The following is a 17,545-nucleotide window of genomic DNA, read 5'->3' on the forward strand; positions in this document are numbered from 1 at the left end:
ATATAAGTTATGCAATTTCTATTTTACAAAGACCCATTGCTTTACTGTATAAATGTATAGTGCTATTCTCTTGGTTAAATTAGTTAACCTTTGGTATTTATCGTGATTGGTCGTTTACGTGGCACGTTAGTAGAAAAATTATCCCCTGAAATATTAATTGAATGTAGTGGTGTAGGCTATGAAGTTACTATGCCAATGACCAGTATTTATGCTTTACCTGAACTTAATCAACAGGCAACCATTTATACTCATTTCGTAGTGCGTGAAGATGCACAATTACTCTATGGTTTTGCTAATAAAACTGAACGTCGATTATTTCGCTTATTGATTAAAGTGAATGGCGTAGGGCCTAAATTAGCATTAGCAATATTATCAAATATGTCGGCAGATCAATTTGTAAGCTGTGTAAGACATGACGATATTAGTGCGATTGTGAAAATTCCAGGTGTTGGTAAAAAAACTGCAGAGCGTTTATTAATTGAAATGCGTGATAGATTAAAAGACTGGCAGTCAGAGCAAATTCACCTTGTTAGCTCTGACGGAGTTATGCCTGAGCAAATGTCTGCAGAATTACATCAAGAGTCTACCTTTATAAATGATAATAAAGGTGATGCCATAAATGCACTTGTGTCACTGGGTTATAAACAAGTGCAAGCAGATAAAGCGGTAAAAGCTGTGTATCAGCGAGATATGTCGAGTGAAGATATTATCCGTGATGCATTGAAGTCAATGTTATAGAATAAGTGATTTAAAACATGATATTACTTGTTCAATTTTTCAATTTGATGTTGAATCAAGTATCTTAAATGTTAGTAAAAGCAAAGCACTATATAGAAATCCAAGGAATACCTAACCATGATAGAAGCTGATCGCCTCATTGAGCCTGTTGCGAGTATTGAAGATGAAAGTGTTGATCGCGCTATTCGTCCTAAAATGCTGCAAGATTATACGGGGCAAGAGCACGTTAAAGCGCAAATGGAAATATTTATTCCTGCGGCAAAAAATCGTGCTGAGCCACTTGATCACTTACTTATTTTTGGCCCTCCGGGATTAGGTAAAACAACACTCGCCAATATTGTAGCCAACGAAATGGGGGTGAGTATTCGCACCACATCAGGCCCCGTGCTTGAAAAAGCAGGCGACTTGGCGGCACTATTAACCAATTTAGAGGAAAACGATATTCTCTTTATTGATGAAATTCATCGCTTAAGCCCAATGGTTGAAGAAATACTTTACCCCGCGATGGAAGATTATCAACTCGATATCATGATTGGTGAAGGGCCAGCAGCGCGTTCAATTAAACTCGATTTACCGCCATTTACCTTAATTGGCGCAACGACACGTGCCGGCGCATTAACTTCACCATTACGTGATCGATTTGGCATAGTACAACGGTTAGAATTTTATAAAGTTGCCGAATTGGCGTCTATTGTTACGCGCTCTGCGCACTTTTTAAATTTAACTATGGATGAAGAGGGCGCATTTGAAGTCGCAAGGCGCTCGCGTGGTACGCCACGTATAGCTAACCGTTTATTACGTCGTGTACGTGATTATGCTGATATTAAAACGCAAGGTATTGTTAATAAACAAACTGCTGCTGACGCCTTAGATATGTTAGAAGTTGATAATGAAGGTTTTGATATTATGGACAGAAAATTACTACACGCTATTATTGATAAGTTTATGGGCGGTCCTGTAGGATTAGATAACGTTGCCGCCGCCATTGGTGAAGAGCGTGAAACGATTGAAGACGTACTAGAACCGTTTTTAATTCAGCAAGGTTTTTTACAGCGCACGCCACGCGGCCGTATTGTTACTGATCGAGCTTACCAACACTTTGGTATTGAAAAGGTAGAAACGGATTAAATGAGAACACAGGGTTATCTATTAAGGTATGACTCAACAATAAGCGTTTACTACTTAAAGTTTTATAGTGTAGTTAACAGGCTCTAGGCTACACATCGCTTATATGTTAATTAGCTATTTTTTGTTTGAATAATAACTATTTGTGCGGGCGATTTTGCCATGCTTTAATTGTTTGGTAGCGCCATAGCATTTGAATTGAAAAATAACCAACGACAGAAAACAGCACTGCAAGCACCCCGCAACCAACTAAAAATGCAGGGCCTATCGTAGATAAACTATCGAGTACCCACTGCCAGCTTGCTTGAAATTGAAAATTACGCTCTGGGACCGAAAGCACCCAAGTGCCAACCAAATAACAGGCATAAAAGATAAAAGGCATTGTAAATGGATTTGTTATCCATACTAAAGCGATAGATAAAGGCAAATTAGCGTGACACATAATAGCGCCAGCGGCAGCTATTAACATCTGAAAAGGTATAGGCATAAAAGCAAAAAACAAACCGACAGCAAAAGCTTTTGCGACAGAGTGACGATTTAAATGCCAAAGGTTAGGGTTGTGTAATAAGTTACCAAAAACTTTCAGGCACTTATTATCCTTAACTGATTGATGATCTGGCATAAAGCGTTTAAAGAGTTTTTTCGCCATTGTATTCAACAAGTCCTTTGACTAAACATTATAAAAATAATTTATTTAGTTATTTTAATTTATCTAAATGATATTTTTATGACTATTCTATTAGTATGTATTGATGTTACTTATGATAAATAACACCTTGTAAAAATTTATTAAGCTAAAGCCAAGCTACAACAAAACTAATACTAAAACTAAAACTAAAACAAAAGTAACAGGTAATCAGAATTAAGTGCTAATGCGTAACCCAATTTACCTTTGCATAGCATATGCATAATAAAGTACTTTAAATAATGTTATTGAGCGCGCATCGAATAAGAGCAGGCCTGAGACAATTATTTACAAGTACAAATCAAAAGGATTTATATCACTATGGATTGGTGGTTACTAACATTTTTTCTTGGTGCTATATTCTCGCTGTTTTTATCGGAAGTGCCAACAAGTTTTCAGCTATTTCTGCTTTTTTGTTTGAGTATTGGCTTTTTAATTCATAAAAAGTCACGTTTAAGCTCAGGATTATGGATTGGAGCGTTATGCGTATTAATTCAAGCGCAACTTTACCATAGTCAACTACCAGAGACTTACTTGCAGCTAATGCAAAAAAAACAAAGTTTAATCATTGCTGGCGAAGTAATTAATTTGCAAAGTAAAGTTAAAACAGATGACACCATTCGCTTTAACTTTCTTGTTAATAATATCAACAACGAATCATTAATTAAGCCAATCATCGTAAGATTAAATTGGAAAAAATCACTTATTGAAATAGCACAAGGTAATAAACTTTCACTAAAAGTAAAGTTAAAGCCGGCACATGGTTTATCTAATTTAGGCTCGTTTAATTATCTAAGTTGGTTAAAAGCACATAACATAGTGGCAACGGGCTATGTTATTAATCCACATAAGAGTCAGCTAACGTCACCTAACATAAATCAGCTGGTCTCTAGTCATGTTAGCGTAAGGCAAGAGTTATTTGAACAATATCAAAAAGTTACACCTGTGCACCCACTTACCCCTATTTTATTAGCATTAGCTTTTGGTGAACGCAGTTCATTAAACCCAGAGCTTTGGCAGGTTTTACAAGCCACAGGTACTAGCCACCTTATTGCTATTTCAGGTTTACATGTAGGGTTACTTGCGGGGAGTGCATTTTTTATTGTGGTATTTATTACTCGTTATTTACCCATTAAAAATTCCCGTTGGCAGTACATAAATATACGTTATATTGCTATAACGCTAAGCTTAACCTTTGCATTATTCTATGCTTATTTAGCTGGTTTTTCATTGCCAACACAGCGCGCCTTAGTCATGTTAAATCTATATTGGTGCAGTCGTTTAATAGGTATTCATTTGTCGGTGAAGCGCTTAATTTTACTGACCATTTTTATTTTGTTATTAATCGATCCATTTAGTTTATTAACTGCAAGCTTTTGGTTATCTTTTTATGCCGTTATCATTATTTTTGCCACGCTCTGGCGGTGTAAGTTCTGGCTAAATAGTGGCAATGCTTTGTGGCGTTTTATAAAAGGGTTGTTGATTATTCAAGTTGCACTCACTTTAATGTTAATACCAATTACCGCTGTTTTTTTTCAACAAATATCATTAGTGTCTCTTGCTGCTAATATTATTGCAGTGCCCTGGATGAGTGCGGTGAGTATTCCTACAACATTACTTTCAGTATTGGCTCTACCACTCAGTGAGTCGTTAGCTACATGGCTTATGACGATATCTTTAACGTCATTAACTTGGTTGTGGCAATATCTTGAATTACTTAGTAAGCAGGAGTTTTCTATTATCTACCTGTCGCTTTCTCAACAATTGATTGTATGTTGTGCGGGCATAATTATTTTAGTGTTTGGCTATTTTTTGCCTTTTGCTTTATCTAATGGGATCAGTTGGTTAAATCAATGTTTATTCTTGATACGAGCCAGCTTACAAAAAGTAGCTAGTAAACGAGGCCTATTTTTGTTGTTTACTACGACGTTCTTAATGATAACACTAAGTCTGAACGGTAATTTATTTGGATTTAATCAAAATAAAAATGCGCAAATAACTAGTACTTTAATAAATAGTACCTTAATCAATAGTATTCCAATAAAGACTAATCAAGCTCAGAATAAAAACTCTTCATGGCAAACTATATTTTTTGATGTAGGGCAGGGCTTATCGATACTCATAAAACAAGGTGAGCATGCAATTTTATATGACACGGGAGCGGCTTACCCCAGTGGTTTTAACATGGCAGAGTCGGTGATTTTACCTTATTTACAATATGCAGGTATTAAAGCACTCGATAAGGTGATTTTAAGTCACGGTGATAATGATCATGCAGGTGGAATTATCCCCCTCATTAACAATATAGAAGTTAAACAAGTATTAAGTAATGATGACAATATTATAAAGTCAATTCGCTCTTTATTTACAGATAAGGGGTTATCTGATACAGAAACCTTAACTAATCGTTGTGAGCCTGGTTATAGTTTTAGTTGGCGAGGTTTATCATTTTCTATTTTATGGCCATTATCTGTTGACGAAACAGGGAGTGATATTGACCGTAAACAAAAAAATGATGATTCTTGTGTGCTTTTAATTAGTGATTTAAGAGGGCAAAAATTACTATTAACGGGAGATATTTCAGCCAAGGTCGAGCAACAATTACTAACTTTATATCCAACGCTTACCGCTGATATTTTACAAGTTCCGCATCATGGCTCTAAAACGTCCTCATCCACCAGTTTTTTACAGCAATTATCACCCGATATTGCTTTAGTGAGCGCTGGGTATTTAAATCGTTGGAATATGCCTGTTGCAAGTGTTAAGCAACATTATGAAACACTTAAAATACCTTTGTTAAATAGTGCGGAATTAGGGCAAATTATTGTAACTTTTACTAATGAAGACTACAAAATACAAAGTTATGAAAAAGATTTAAGACCCTTTTGGTTTAGTCGTTAAGTGGTAATTAGTTAATATGTTATCTTACATTTTTAGTTCCCTTCATTTTGCCCTTGCTTCGTCTATACTTTTTGTTGGTTGTATTCCCGTTTCTACGGTAAAATAAAGCTTTATTATTGTGGGTTGGGTAAAGTCAAACTTTACGCTACGCTCGTTTCTTCTTTTATCATTGTAATACTAGAGTAATCATAACTAATGGCATCTTCTTCTACTAACGCCTTATCTTCTACTTCTAATAGTCCTAAAACTACAACGTGGCAAACGTTTAAACGGCTTGTACGCTACGCTAAACCTTACAAACTTGGTTTTGTAGCCGCTATTTTGGGCATGATCGGCTATGCAACTATCGACATTTACTTTTTATCAAAATTACAGCCTTTAGTTGATGAAGGTTTATCAGGTAAAAACACTGAATTTATGAAATGGGCACCTGCCTTTATTATTGCTGCTTTTATTATTCGAGGTATTGCTCATTTTATTGCTAATTATTGCTTAGCTTGGGTTGGTAATAATGTTGTTGCCGATTTAAAACAACAGCTTTTTGAGCACATTATGTCGATGCCGGTAGCATTTCATGATCAAAACTCAACTGGCTCATTGATTTCTAAGGTTACTTTTGACACGGAGCAAGTCTTAAACTCTGTGAGTAAATCTATTTTAACTTTGGTGCAGCAAAGCGCTTTTGTACTGGGCTTGTTAGGGTTAATGTTTTATATGAGTTGGCAGTTATCATTAATCTTTTTATTAATAACGCCTGTCATCGCCGTTATTGTTACTCTGGTATCTAGACGCTTTAGAAAAGTAAGTAAAAATATTCAAGGTGCTATGGGCGAAGTTACAACCGCCGCAGAGCAAACCTTTAATGGCCATAAAGTAGTGTTAACTTTTGGTGGCCAACAGCGTGAATTTTCTCGTTTTTCATTAATTAATAAACGTAATCGTCAGCAGCGCATGAAAATGAATGCAACTAAATCAGCGAGCGTACCTATTATTCAGATTATTGCCTCCTTTGCTCTTGCTTTTGTTTTCTATGCTATTACTTCTGAGATTTTTAAAACGGATATTTCGCCAGGTACTTTTGTCAGTGTTATCACTTATATGTCCATGCTTTTAAGGCCATTAAAACAATTGACCAATATTAATAGTGAATTTCAACAAGGTATGGCTGCGTGTATTAGTATTTTTTCAGTACTTGATCAAGAAACAGAAAAAGATAAAGGCACTCTACCGCTTGAACGTGCATCAGGCGCTTTATCTTTTAAGCATGTTGATTTTGCTTATGAAGTAGCAAAGAATGAAAACGATACAGTTAAAGTAGAATCGCCAGAAATAAAGCTGGCGTTAAACGATCTTACTTTTGATTTAGCACCTGGTGAAACTTTAGCGCTGGTAGGGCGCTCTGGCAGTGGTAAATCAACCGCAAGTTCTTTATTACTTAGGTTTTACGATGCTACTAACGGTGAAATACTAATAGATAACACCAATATCGAAGCATTTAAATTAGCCGATTTACGCCAACAGTTTTCTTATGTATCACAACAAGTTGTACTTTTTCATGATACTTTAGCTAATAATATTGCTTACGGTAAACCCGATGCAACACAAGAGGAAATTATTGCTGCCGCTACTAGTGCGCATGTAATGGAATTTGCAGCAGAAATGGAAGAAGGGCTTGAAACGAATATTGGTGAAAATGGCGCCTTACTTTCTGGTGGACAAAGACAGCGAGTAGCGATTGCTCGAGCACTTTTATGTGACGCACCATTCTTAATTTTAGATGAAGCGACTAGTGCATTAGATACCGAATCTGAACGTCATATTCAAGATGCGCTACAAGCATTACAGAAAAACCGAACATCAATTGTTATTGCTCATCGTTTGTCTACCATTGAAAGTGCCGATAAAATTATTGTCATGGATCAAGGTAAAATAGTTGAGCAGGGTGATCATCAAAGTTTACTTGCTAAACAAGGTGCTTATGCACAATTGCATAACTTCCAGTTTGAGTAAGCTGATATGCGTTTAATTGAAAAAGTATGGTTTCAAGGTCACAAAGCTAAGTGGCTATTAATTCCTTTGCTGTTACCTTTGTCGTTCTTGTTTTGGCTAATCAGCAAGTTAAGACGTATTGGCTTTACTATAGGTTTGTCCAAGTCAGTCAAATTAAACAAACCCGTCATTGTTGTTGGTAATATTGGTGTTGGCGGCAATGGCAAAACTCCTGTTGTTATTTATCTTGTTGAGTTAACGCGTTCACTTGGTTTAACACCCGGTGTTATTTCTCGCGGTTACGGCGGACAAGCAGCGCATTACCCTTATCTAGTGACTGAACATTCTACGCCAGTTGAAGCGGGTGATGAACCAGTACTGATTAATAAACGTTGCCAAGTGCCAGTGGCGGTAGGAAGTGATCGCATTGCCAGTGCTGAGTTACTTATTAGTCAGGGTTGCGATATTATTATTAGTGATGATGGCTTGCAGCATTATCGATTACAACGAGATTTAGAACTTATTATTGTTGATGGTAAACGTTTGTTTGGCAATGGTTTATTATTACCAGCGGGGCCTTTGCGAGAAGGAAAGTGGCGTTTATCACATTGTGACTTAGTTATTTATAATGGTAAAGCAGAGCAGAATAAATTAACTCAAAAGCCAACAATAAGTAATAAACAAGCTAATATCGCTTCCTTACACATGAGTTTGACAGCGACACAATTATGTAATTTAGCGACTCAAAAGAAACTTAGCATTGTCGATTTTATTAAGTTACATGGAAAAAGTGATGTTAATGCTATTGCGGGTATTGGCGCACCACAACGATTTTTTGATACACTTAACGCTAATAAGATAACAATAATTAAGCAAAAAAGCTTTGTTGACCATCATAGTTTTACGGTTACTGATTTTAGCGAATTTAATGATAAAACACCGCTGTTAATGACCGAAAAAGATGCGGTAAAATGCCAAGCGTTTTGTAAAAATAACTGGTGGTACTTACCGGTTGATGCTGAATTTTCTGACATTGAAAAACAAATGATTACCGATAAAATTAACCCGTTAGTAATTCAAAATACACCTAGTTAAATAAATAGTTAAATAGTTAAGTAGCTAAATCATTCTATAACTTACTCTGAATTTAAGTATTGAATGGGACTAAAAACTAACAAAGAATAAGCAATCAATTTAAAGAGATATAATAATGGCTTTTGATACAAAATTAATGGAAATCCTTGCCTGTCCAGTATGTAAAGGTAAATTAGATTACGACAAAGAAGCAAAAGAATTGATTTGTCATTTTGATAAACTGGCCTTTCGTATTGAAAAAGATATTCCTGTACTACTAGAAAGTGAAGCCCGCGATATTAATGCGAGCAAAACAGCTGAGCAGGTTAGTTAATTTATGTCTTCTTCTACTTGTACAACAGACTTTGTGGTAGTTATTCCTGCTAGATATCAATCTTCACGTTTACCTGGCAAAGTATTAGCGGATATTGAAGGTAAACCAATGATCCAATGGGTTGTTGAAAAAGCAGAGCTTAGTGGGGCTAGGCAAGTGATCGTAGCTACCGATAACGACGAAGTTGAGTCTGTGGTAAAAAGCTTTGGTGGTGAGGTTTGTAAAACGCGTAGCGATCATCAATCAGGCACTGAACGTCTTGCTGAGGTTATGGAACAATACCAGTTCAGTGATGATGAAATAATTGTTAATGTGCAAGGTGATGAACCCTTTATTCCACCTGCTAATATTGCACAAGTTGCCTATAATTTAGCAAATCAAAAAGAAAATCGTGATGTTGCGCGTATGTCTACCTTAGCGATTAACATTAAGTGTGTTACCGAGGCCTTTAACCCGAATGCGGTGAAAGTAATACTCGATAAAGACGGCTACGCATTATACTTTTCTCGTGCAACTATCCCTTACGATAGAACGCGTTTTTTAAATAGTGATGCAAATACCGCTGACAATATCACAGAGGTAGGCGATTACTATTTAAGACACGTTGGTATTTATGCTTATCGTGCGGGTTTTATTAAAGATTATGTTAATTGGCCAACCAGTGAATTAGAGCAAGTTGAAGCACTTGAGCAGTTAAGGGTTTTATATCAAGGTGAGAAAATTCACGTTGCTGTAGCAAATAGTCATGTACCTGTTGAAGGTGTTGATACCCCTGAAGATTTAGCAAAAGCAAGAACGTATGCCGCAAGCTTGGTAAGTTATTAAAATATTTAATAAGTTACCTCATTTAGTGATTACTCACTCAGAAAATCTTTCGCTAGTTTACCTACGTTATAGGGTTAATATAACGTAGGCTCCTGTCTTATTTATTTCTGCTCAGAGAAGTACCTCTCTACTTAAAGACTTATTTGTTTAGCTAATACGTTTTGTTATTTTTAAATATACCTGTCCTATCCCAATGTTATCTCAAGGTTAACTATATTATTTGTCATAAAAATCATATAGATTATTCATCTGTAGTAGCCCAACTACAGATACCTAAACGTTTAAAACTAAATTAAATCTTAATAATTAACCTTCAGTCAGGTTCATAAATATACTTTCTTAGAGAAAGTATTCCCTGATGTTTGAAAAGTACGCTGCTACTTGGTATTGCTTTATTTATGCTTAGCCTGTCTACTTTATTCAAGCAATAGTGTCGTTTAACTTGATTGAAATTAAAAATAATAAAAAGGAAATAACATGTCGATTAGCCCCCTGCCTAGTCTTCCTCAACATGATAATGCTGAAGTGAAATCTACGCGAGAATTTCAACTATCTCTAGCTCGTACTAAATATAATTATATGACCTCATACTTAGAAGGTGTTCCGTTATCTGCTGATGTTCCTGTTGGTGAAGAGTTTTCACTGAAATATAAAGAAGGGGTATTATTAGTATTTTTTCAATTAGCTGAGAACTTTAAAACGAATGTTATAGAGTTACTTGAAAAAGAACTAAATGGCGATATTGATAGCGACATATTTACTGATATCGAACAGAGTTATATCAAACTAGAAAAGGAGATGAGTGTATTTCATCCAGATAAAGATCTTAAAAATTTAAAGAACTTTATGTATAGCTTAAGTAAATTGCCTACCGCCTTAGAAGATGCTCAAAATATTCCTAAAGATTTATTAAAAATGATGGAAGGTATAGAGGCCGTTATTAAAGAGGTTCAGGAAGAGGGGCCTACAGCTTTGTTGAAATCAACATTGTATGATTTACTTAATAATGACGGTAAGCGTGATTACTTAAAAGCGGACTCAATTACTGATTATAATGATCTTTATCAGTCATTTGAAACGCCACCATTAACCGTTACCATTAAGAATAAGCCATGGATGGAAAGTGATAAAGCGCCTTATCAGCAAGATTGGTTTTTTGGTTATTTACAAACGGGTGGCTTTAATACAACTAATTTATTAGCAGTACGTAATGATAACAAACAAGCAAAAAATGCGATGTTATTATCTAACTTACTTAATAAAATGCCGCTGACTGATGCGATACTGCAATCCGTTTTAGGTGATAACAAGGTAACGTTGCAAACGGCCGTTGAACAAAAACGTTTGTATATTTGTGATTACACCATGTTAGTAGGCAAAAAAAGTAACATACTTCATGGTAAGCAACGTTATGTTACAGCCCCAATTGCAGTGTTTTATTGGAGTAAAGAGCGAGCCGCAGGTTACCCTGAAACTGATGGATATATGCGACCGATTGCGATTCAGTTAGATCAACAATATGATGCATCTAAAACACCTATATTTACACCAAATGATTGTAGTGATGCAAATGATAGCAATGGCTTAAAATGGCAAATAGCGAAACAAACCGTAAATATTTGTAGTGCAATACAGCATGAAAATGTCGCTCACCTTGGTGCGTGTCATTTAATTCTAGATACCATTATTATTGCTGCTAATAGAGAGCTATCAAGGCAGCACCCAATACTTACCTTATTGATCCCGCATTTTCGCTTTACCTTAAATATCAATAATGATGCTTTGCATAATCTCATTATTCCTGGCGGTGTTACTGCATGTGATGTTGGCTTAACACCTGAGTCTTCATTCGAAATGATTGCAGAAGCGAGGCAGTCATGGCGTTGGGATGAACAAAGCCCTGAGCAGTTATTTAAAGACCGTGGGGTCGATACAAACAGCTTACCGCATTTTGAGTTTCGTGATGACACCTTGCTGTTATGGCAAGCAATCAAAAGCTTCGTACGAGAATATTTAACGGTATATTATGAAAATGATGATAAAACTGTTGAGCAAGATACTGAGTTGCAAGGTTTTATTTCGGCATTAGTTTCTCCGAAATTAGCTGGTTTTAAAGGGCTTAACGGTTTAACTGCTACCAATAATCCTGAACAACCTTTTAAAATAGATAGTTTCGATTATTTGGTCGAACTTGTCTCACATATTATCTATATTGCAGGACCTCAACATGCGTCGGTAAATTATGCTCAATACCCATTAATGTCATTTGCACCGAGCGTAACGGGTTGTATTTATCATCAACCACCAGGTAAAGAAACTCAACTGGATACAGAAGAAGACCTATTATCTTGGTGTCCACCGCTTGATATTGCATTATATACTTTATCGTTTGAATATTTATTGAGTGGTGTTCAATATGATGTGTTTGGTAAATACAATGAAGATCCGCGTATTGCGTACTTTAAAGATGAAAAAGTAACTGAAGTGGTAAGTGATTTTCAGTGTCAATTAGCGGGTATTGAAATTGAAATTTGTCATCGTAATAAAAACCGCGCAATGCCTTATACTTTTCAGCTTCCTTCAATGATCCCGAATAGTACGAGTATCTAAAAAAGAGCTTCATAAAACGTAATAAGCCGATTAAGATAATTAATCGGCTTAACATTAATTGGCTTAACGCGAGGTATTCTACTTAAGGTATTGTAATGGGGTTATTCTGCGTAGGTGAATTGATTTCGTCCTTTCTCTTTTGACTGATATAGAGCCGTATCCGCTTGCTTTATTAAAGTACTAGAGCTGACATGGGGTAGAGCCGTTAAAGTGGCCATGCCTATGCTAATAGTAATGTGGTCGGCTGTTTCAGAAAACTGATGCGGTATTGCCAGCGCCCTGACTTTTTCAATACAATGTTGAGCAATACTTTCAATCGTTTCTTGATCAGATGTTGTTAATAAAATAACAAATTCTTCACCACCATAACGGGCAACAAAGTCATTCTTACGCGCAACAATGGAGTTTAAGGTTTGTGCTATCAACTTAATGCAAGCATCACCTTCGGGGTGTCCGTAGTTATCGTTATAAGCTTTAAAATGGTCTATATCTATCATCATTAATGATAAAGAGGTAAATTCACGCGAAGCTCGTCCCCACTCTTTATCTAATGTAACATCGAATTTACGGCGATTAAAAATACCGGTTAAACCATCTTTTATTGCTAATAATTGTAGCTCTTCAGTACGTTGAGCTACTTTGTTTTCTAAAGTTTCATAATGACGAGCATTGATTAATGATACCGCCGCTTGTGCCGAAATAAGCTCCACCATGTCTTTGTGTTTTTTAGTGAAGGCATGCTCGGTTAAATTATTTTCTAGGTAAACAATTGCGATTAAACGACCTTGACCGGTAATAGGTAAACATAATACGGATTTAGGCTTATTCATTCGTAAATACGTGTTATGAATAAATCGAGGATCATCACCAGGGTTATCTATGATTAATGTTTTCATCGTTTTTTGGGTATAACGCACTAAAGCATCAGGTAATAATGGCTGCTGTGCGCTATCTACATCATCTAAATTAATATTGTGTAGCTTACTGTCGATTGACGTTGAAGGGTTAGCAATAGAGCCAACAATTTCAACAGTTAATTGATTATCTTCACTAATGATTATCGCACCGTATTGAGCGCCTGCGTTTTCCATTAACACAGTCATCATTTTTTCTAATAACGAGTTAACGTAAATCTCTTCAGATAACAACTGATTGGTTTGCAGTAGAGAATGTAAATCAATAGATTGTGCTTGATTATAAGAAGAGCTTTGTATTGAATGTTGCAAATTACCGTGTGATGTAAAAGTAGTGCTAATAATATTAAAGCGTTGTTGTGGCCATTGCTCTTCTAGTTGAGTACATTTAGCCGTAGCTCCCCAGCGAGAATAGAGGTAATGAGCATCTTTAATACAATTTTCGGCAATACGATTTTGCCCTATATTACGCCAGTATTTTGCATATCGTTCATTAATAAGCGCTTCAATATGAATAAAGTTTGCTGCTTCAACGGCATCAAGCGCTTTTGCATAAAACTCGGTTGCTGCTTTATCATTTTGCTGTACTTGCGCTATTTCAGCCGACAGTAAATAATATTTATGGAGGTAGTTTTTGTCGCTATGTACAGACCAGCTTTTAAATTGCTGACAAATCTCTTGTGCTTTTGCCAAATTATTTGAGCTCTTCTCTTTGTTGGTATTCGTTTTATCGCTGTTTTTTTCTATATCTTTTTCAATGCCATCTATTAAAATCAAGGCAAGGTAAAACAGACTTTCAGTCATTATTGGACTGTCAGGTAAAAACATACAGACAATATCAATATTTTTAATGCATTGTGTTTGTAATGTTTTATCACCCATGAGGTAAGCATAACGTAGCGCTGTAAACGTATAAAAAGCCATGCCCATTGAGGGAGTATGAAAGTCATTAGTAAAGTGGTCATTAATATTAAATGAGGCTGTATTGAGAGACCTTGAGGGTATGGTTTTCTCTTGCAGTGCTAATACGCTTTGATAAGCGCCCAATAACACAAAATTAACTGTAGCAGGTTGTTGTTTTTTCGTTAAAAAAGCTAAACCTTGCTCTATGTCGGCTTGTAACTCTTCTAAGGGTTCACCTTTAATAAGCTTATTACAAGCTTTAAATAAAACACAATACCCTGCAAACACAAGATTAGTGCCTTCTTCTCCCCACTCTATTACTTGATCTAGATAAGGATAAGTGTTTTCAATAGGCTCACACCAGTGTTGGTAACTCGAAGCAAAATATTGATAAATAGTGGCTCGATGGTATTTGCTTTCCCATAAATCAGAAACACTTTTTGCTAATTTACTCATTTGATAACAGGCCGGCGGTTTTTCTCCCATCATAGACATTGCGGTAGCATATGCAGCATAACCTATAGAGCTTAATTCACATTGTCCAAACTCTAATGTCAATTGCACCATCTTGCAGGCGTTAGTTGCATAAGATAGCGCACTACCGGATAAATAAAAGGCAGGGGCAAGTGCATTATGAATTTCCATACGCAATAAACACTGTTCACTTGTCATTTTCTCTGCAGCTAATAATTGTTCATCACTATAGGTTTTACGTAATTCTTGCGTATGACTGAAGGTGTTATTTAACTGTTTTTTTGCTTCACTTTCATTAGCGGGAAAATCAACTTTTAATATTGCTAACCCGCCCATTAACACCGTGATAGCGTCAGCAAAACTTCCTCTAGATTGAAATTGGTCTGCTTGCACTAAAATGAGTGCTATTTTAGCTTTATCGGTAGGTGCAGTATTAATACAATCAAGATACAGCGCTCTAGCGACATCAATATTTCCGGCTAAAAATTCTGTTTCTATTAAACCTTTATTAACTGCTAATGCCTGTGGGAGATTATGGCTCCATGCATCGGCAGCCAAGTGTTTTTTAGCAAAAGTAAAGTACTTAGCTGCATCTTTATATGTTGCAGCATCTTTACTTTTTAAACCGGCTTTTACGTTTAACCCTACTATTTTTGTTAATTCTTTTTCATCATCAATAATATTAATTGCGCCATTGAGCACTCTTAATAAGGTAAAAAGGTTACTGTTTAACTCTTCATCGGTAATGTTTTCAAGCCAGTGTCGACCAATGTGTAAAAGTAACTGCTCACGACCTTCTTCAGGTGTTAATTGGTAAGCTGCTTGTTGAACTTTATCATGTAAAAAAGCATATTGTGATTGATTTAAGCGGTATTCATCATCAATAAATTGATAATGTTCATCTTGCGGTAATATAAAACCAGCTTCAAGTAATGGCCATAAGTTTTTTGCGGTAGTTATTAAATCACCCTTACAGGCTGATGATAGTTGCCTGAGCGTAAAGTTGTGACCCAGGTGCGCGGCAATGGAAGCAAGTAATTGACTTTCATGGCTTTGTTTTTTAAATTTAACAATCATTAGGTCTACAACATTATCTGTCATAGCGTGTTGATTTATTTCCTCAATAGACCATAACCATACGCCTTTTTCATGGTGGTACTGAATACTATTTTTTTGGTAAAGCGCTAATAAAAACTGGTTAAGGAAAAAAGGGTTCCCTTGCGTTTTTTGCATGCATAGTTCGGCTAAACTGGCGACACTTTCAAAGTCACACTGTAAGGTGTTACAAAGTAACTGTTGTACATGTTGTATTTGTAATGGTGCTATGTGCAGTTGGGTTAAGAACTCATCTTGCGCCATACTGTCGATGACTTTCACTAACGGGTGTGCTTGGTCTACTTCATTATCTCGATAAGCTCCAATAATAAATAAACCTTGTTTATTGTTATCGCTAACTTGCTTTTGTAGTAATGTTAACGTTGGTATGTCTACCCATTGTAAGTCATCAAGAAAAATAACGAGTGGCCTTTCTTTCGAATATAGCGCACTCACAAAATCTATAAACACCATATTTAATCGCATTTCTGATTCAGCAGGAGGTAATGCGGTTAATGTCGGTGGTTGACCAATAATTAAAGCTAAATCGGGTAATAACTCAGTAATAATGGCGGCGTTATTACCTAAAACCATTTGTAATTTAGTACGCCATTGTTTTAACTTTTCATTACTTTCGCTTAATAAGTGTTGTAACAATTGTTTTAGCGCGTCAATTAACACGACAAAAGGTTGGCCGCGGTTGTATTGATCACATTTCCCGGTGATAAATAAACCGTCAGTGGCGAGAATTGTTTTTTGTAATTCATTAACTAATGCTGATTTACCAACGCCTGAATAACCACTAACCATTACCAATTCAGTTTGACCAATACAGGTGCGCTGATAAGCGTTTAAAATAGTAATGAGTTCGTGTTGTCTACCATAAAGTTTATTGGAGACATTAAATTGAAGTGATACATCGGTTGTTGCTAAGGGGAAGTTATCAATGTGATTGCTTTGTTGCCATTGAGATAAGCTATTGTCTAAATCTGTTTGTAGACCAAAACTACTCTGATAACGATTATCTGGCGATTTTTCCATTAACTTACTGACAATTGCAGAAATGACTAACGGAGTACCCGGTTTTACATCAACCATTGGCTCTGGTGTTCGAGCAATATGAGAGTGTAATAAGGTCATAGCATTACGTGAGATGAAAGGTAACCTACCAGTAAACAATTCAAATAAAGTTATACCTAGGGAATAAAAATCACTTCGATAGTCAACGTTTATATTGGTACGCCCTGTTTGCTCAGGTGAAATATATTCAAACTTTCCCCATAATTTATGGTTAGGCGCTTTTACTTGTTTATGGCTTAAACGTGTTGCTAAAGCAAAATCACATAGTTTTATTTGTAAGGTATCAGGGTTGATTAAAATGTTGCTTGGGTTTAAATCTCGGTGAATTAATTGAGCTTGGTGTACATCGGCTAAAGCAGTTGTTAATTGACAGGCTATATGTAAGCGCTGTTCAAAAGTGAGTGTGTCTTTTGCGATAAGATGACTTAAGTTGGTAGATGAGAAATCTTCTAATACTAAAATATGACTGTTTTTATGTTGTTTTAGCGCATGAGCTTTTATCACCCAGTTTGAATCTATAGCTTGTAATAACTTAAATTCGTTTTTCCAGCGAGAGTCTAATTCAGCAGAAGGGTAATCAGTATTTTGATATTTAATAATAACCGTAGAGTCGGTAATTTCAGGGTGATGAGAAATAGCTCGTGCAACAACAGTATCTTCGTATGAATAGATAATATTTTGTATTTCAAAGAGAGATAAATTCATTAAGACTACTAACCTTTAATTTATAGCTATTACAGTGACTTTATTCACTTGATATATCCCTTACCAATGAATGTTTGCAGCATTTTACTTTAA

Annotated in this window: 10 protein-coding genes; 8 read left to right on the forward strand and 2 right to left on the reverse strand. The window is 35.9% G+C overall.

What is annotated here, in order from left to right; all coding sequences use genetic code 11:
* Positions 1-102 precede the first annotated feature (102 nt).
* Positions 103-738, forward strand: coding sequence for a Holliday junction branch migration protein RuvA (ruvA, locus tag KO502_RS09125; RefSeq protein ID WP_216022270.1), 636 nt, complete (start codon positions 103-105; stop codon positions 736-738).
* 117 nt (positions 739-855) lie between these two features.
* Complete coding sequence (gene ruvB, locus KO502_RS09130; RefSeq protein WP_216022271.1) at positions 856-1,866, forward strand: Holliday junction branch migration DNA helicase RuvB; 1,011 nt, start codon at positions 856-858, stop codon at positions 1,864-1,866.
* Between the two features lie 136 nt (positions 1,867-2,002).
* On the opposite strand, the gene KO502_RS09135 is transcribed toward ruvB, so the two are convergent.
* Positions 2,003-2,512 carry a DUF2062 domain-containing protein gene (locus KO502_RS09135; RefSeq protein WP_216022272.1) on the reverse strand — a complete coding sequence of 170 codons (510 nt, stop codon included), beginning with the start codon at positions 2,510-2,512 and terminating at the stop codon, positions 2,003-2,005.
* Between the two features lie 357 nt (positions 2,513-2,869).
* Between KO502_RS09135 and KO502_RS09140 the strand changes: the two genes are divergently transcribed.
* From KO502_RS09140 to KO502_RS09165, 6 genes are all read left to right on the forward strand, one after another.
* The gene (locus KO502_RS09140) at positions 2,870-5,449 is read left to right on the forward strand and encodes a DNA internalization-related competence protein ComEC/Rec2 (RefSeq protein ID WP_216022273.1); all 2,580 of its coding nucleotides are present in this window, start codon (positions 2,870-2,872) and stop codon (positions 5,447-5,449) included.
* A gap of 195 nt (positions 5,450-5,644) precedes the next feature.
* The gene (gene msbA, locus KO502_RS09145) at positions 5,645-7,459 is read left to right on the forward strand and encodes a lipid A export permease/ATP-binding protein MsbA (protein WP_216022274.1); all 1,815 of its coding nucleotides are present in this window, start codon (positions 5,645-5,647) and stop codon (positions 7,457-7,459) included.
* Between the two features lie 6 nt (positions 7,460-7,465).
* Positions 7,466-8,533 carry a tetraacyldisaccharide 4'-kinase gene (gene lpxK / locus KO502_RS09150; protein WP_216022275.1) on the forward strand — a complete coding sequence of 356 codons (1,068 nt, stop codon included), beginning with the start codon at positions 7,466-7,468 and terminating at the stop codon, positions 8,531-8,533.
* Positions 8,534-8,648: 115 nt separating this feature from the next.
* A complete protein-coding gene (locus tag KO502_RS09155; protein ID WP_216022276.1) occupies positions 8,649-8,846 on the forward strand; it encodes a Trm112 family protein in 198 nt (65 codons plus the stop codon).
* A 3-nt stretch (positions 8,847-8,849) separates the two neighbouring features.
* A complete protein-coding gene (gene kdsB, locus KO502_RS09160; RefSeq protein ID WP_216022277.1) occupies positions 8,850-9,671 on the forward strand; it encodes a 3-deoxy-manno-octulosonate cytidylyltransferase in 822 nt (273 codons plus the stop codon).
* Between the two features lie 477 nt (positions 9,672-10,148).
* The gene (locus KO502_RS09165) at positions 10,149-12,281 is read left to right on the forward strand and encodes a lipoxygenase family protein (RefSeq protein WP_216022278.1); all 2,133 of its coding nucleotides are present in this window, start codon (positions 10,149-10,151) and stop codon (positions 12,279-12,281) included.
* Positions 12,282-12,382: 101 nt separating this feature from the next.
* Here KO502_RS09165 and KO502_RS09170 read toward each other — a convergent pair whose 3' ends face one another.
* A complete protein-coding gene (locus KO502_RS09170) occupies positions 12,383-17,452 on the reverse strand; it encodes a diguanylate cyclase (RefSeq protein WP_216022279.1) in 5,070 nt (1,689 codons plus the stop codon).
* Positions 17,453-17,545: the final 93 nt, after the last annotated feature.

The organism is Colwellia sp. E2M01 (assembly GCF_018860585.1).
In the GTDB taxonomy this organism is placed as follows: Bacteria; Pseudomonadota; Gammaproteobacteria; order Enterobacterales; family Alteromonadaceae; genus Colwellia.

What these genes read in the sequence shown, in the direction of transcription:
- ruvB (WP_216022271.1), top strand. Translation starts at nt 856, where the DNA reads ATGATAGAAGCTGATCGCCTCATTGAGCCTGTTGCGAGTATTGAAGAT.
- KO502_RS09135 (WP_216022272.1), bottom strand. Translation starts at nt 2,512, where the DNA reads ATGGCGAAAAAACTCTTTAAACGCTTTATGCCAGATCATCAATCAGTT.
- KO502_RS09140 (WP_216022273.1), top strand. Translation starts at nt 2,870, where the DNA reads ATGGATTGGTGGTTACTAACATTTTTTCTTGGTGCTATATTCTCGCTG.
- msbA (WP_216022274.1), top strand. Translation starts at nt 5,645, where the DNA reads ATGGCATCTTCTTCTACTAACGCCTTATCTTCTACTTCTAATAGTCCT.
- lpxK (WP_216022275.1), top strand. Translation starts at nt 7,466, where the DNA reads ATGCGTTTAATTGAAAAAGTATGGTTTCAAGGTCACAAAGCTAAGTGG.
- KO502_RS09155 (WP_216022276.1), top strand. Translation starts at nt 8,649, where the DNA reads ATGGCTTTTGATACAAAATTAATGGAAATCCTTGCCTGTCCAGTATGT.
- kdsB (WP_216022277.1), top strand. Translation starts at nt 8,850, where the DNA reads ATGTCTTCTTCTACTTGTACAACAGACTTTGTGGTAGTTATTCCTGCT.
- KO502_RS09165 (WP_216022278.1), top strand. Translation starts at nt 10,149, where the DNA reads ATGTCGATTAGCCCCCTGCCTAGTCTTCCTCAACATGATAATGCTGAA.
- KO502_RS09170 (WP_216022279.1), bottom strand. Translation starts at nt 17,452, where the DNA reads ATGAATTTATCTCTCTTTGAAATACAAAATATTATCTATTCATACGAA.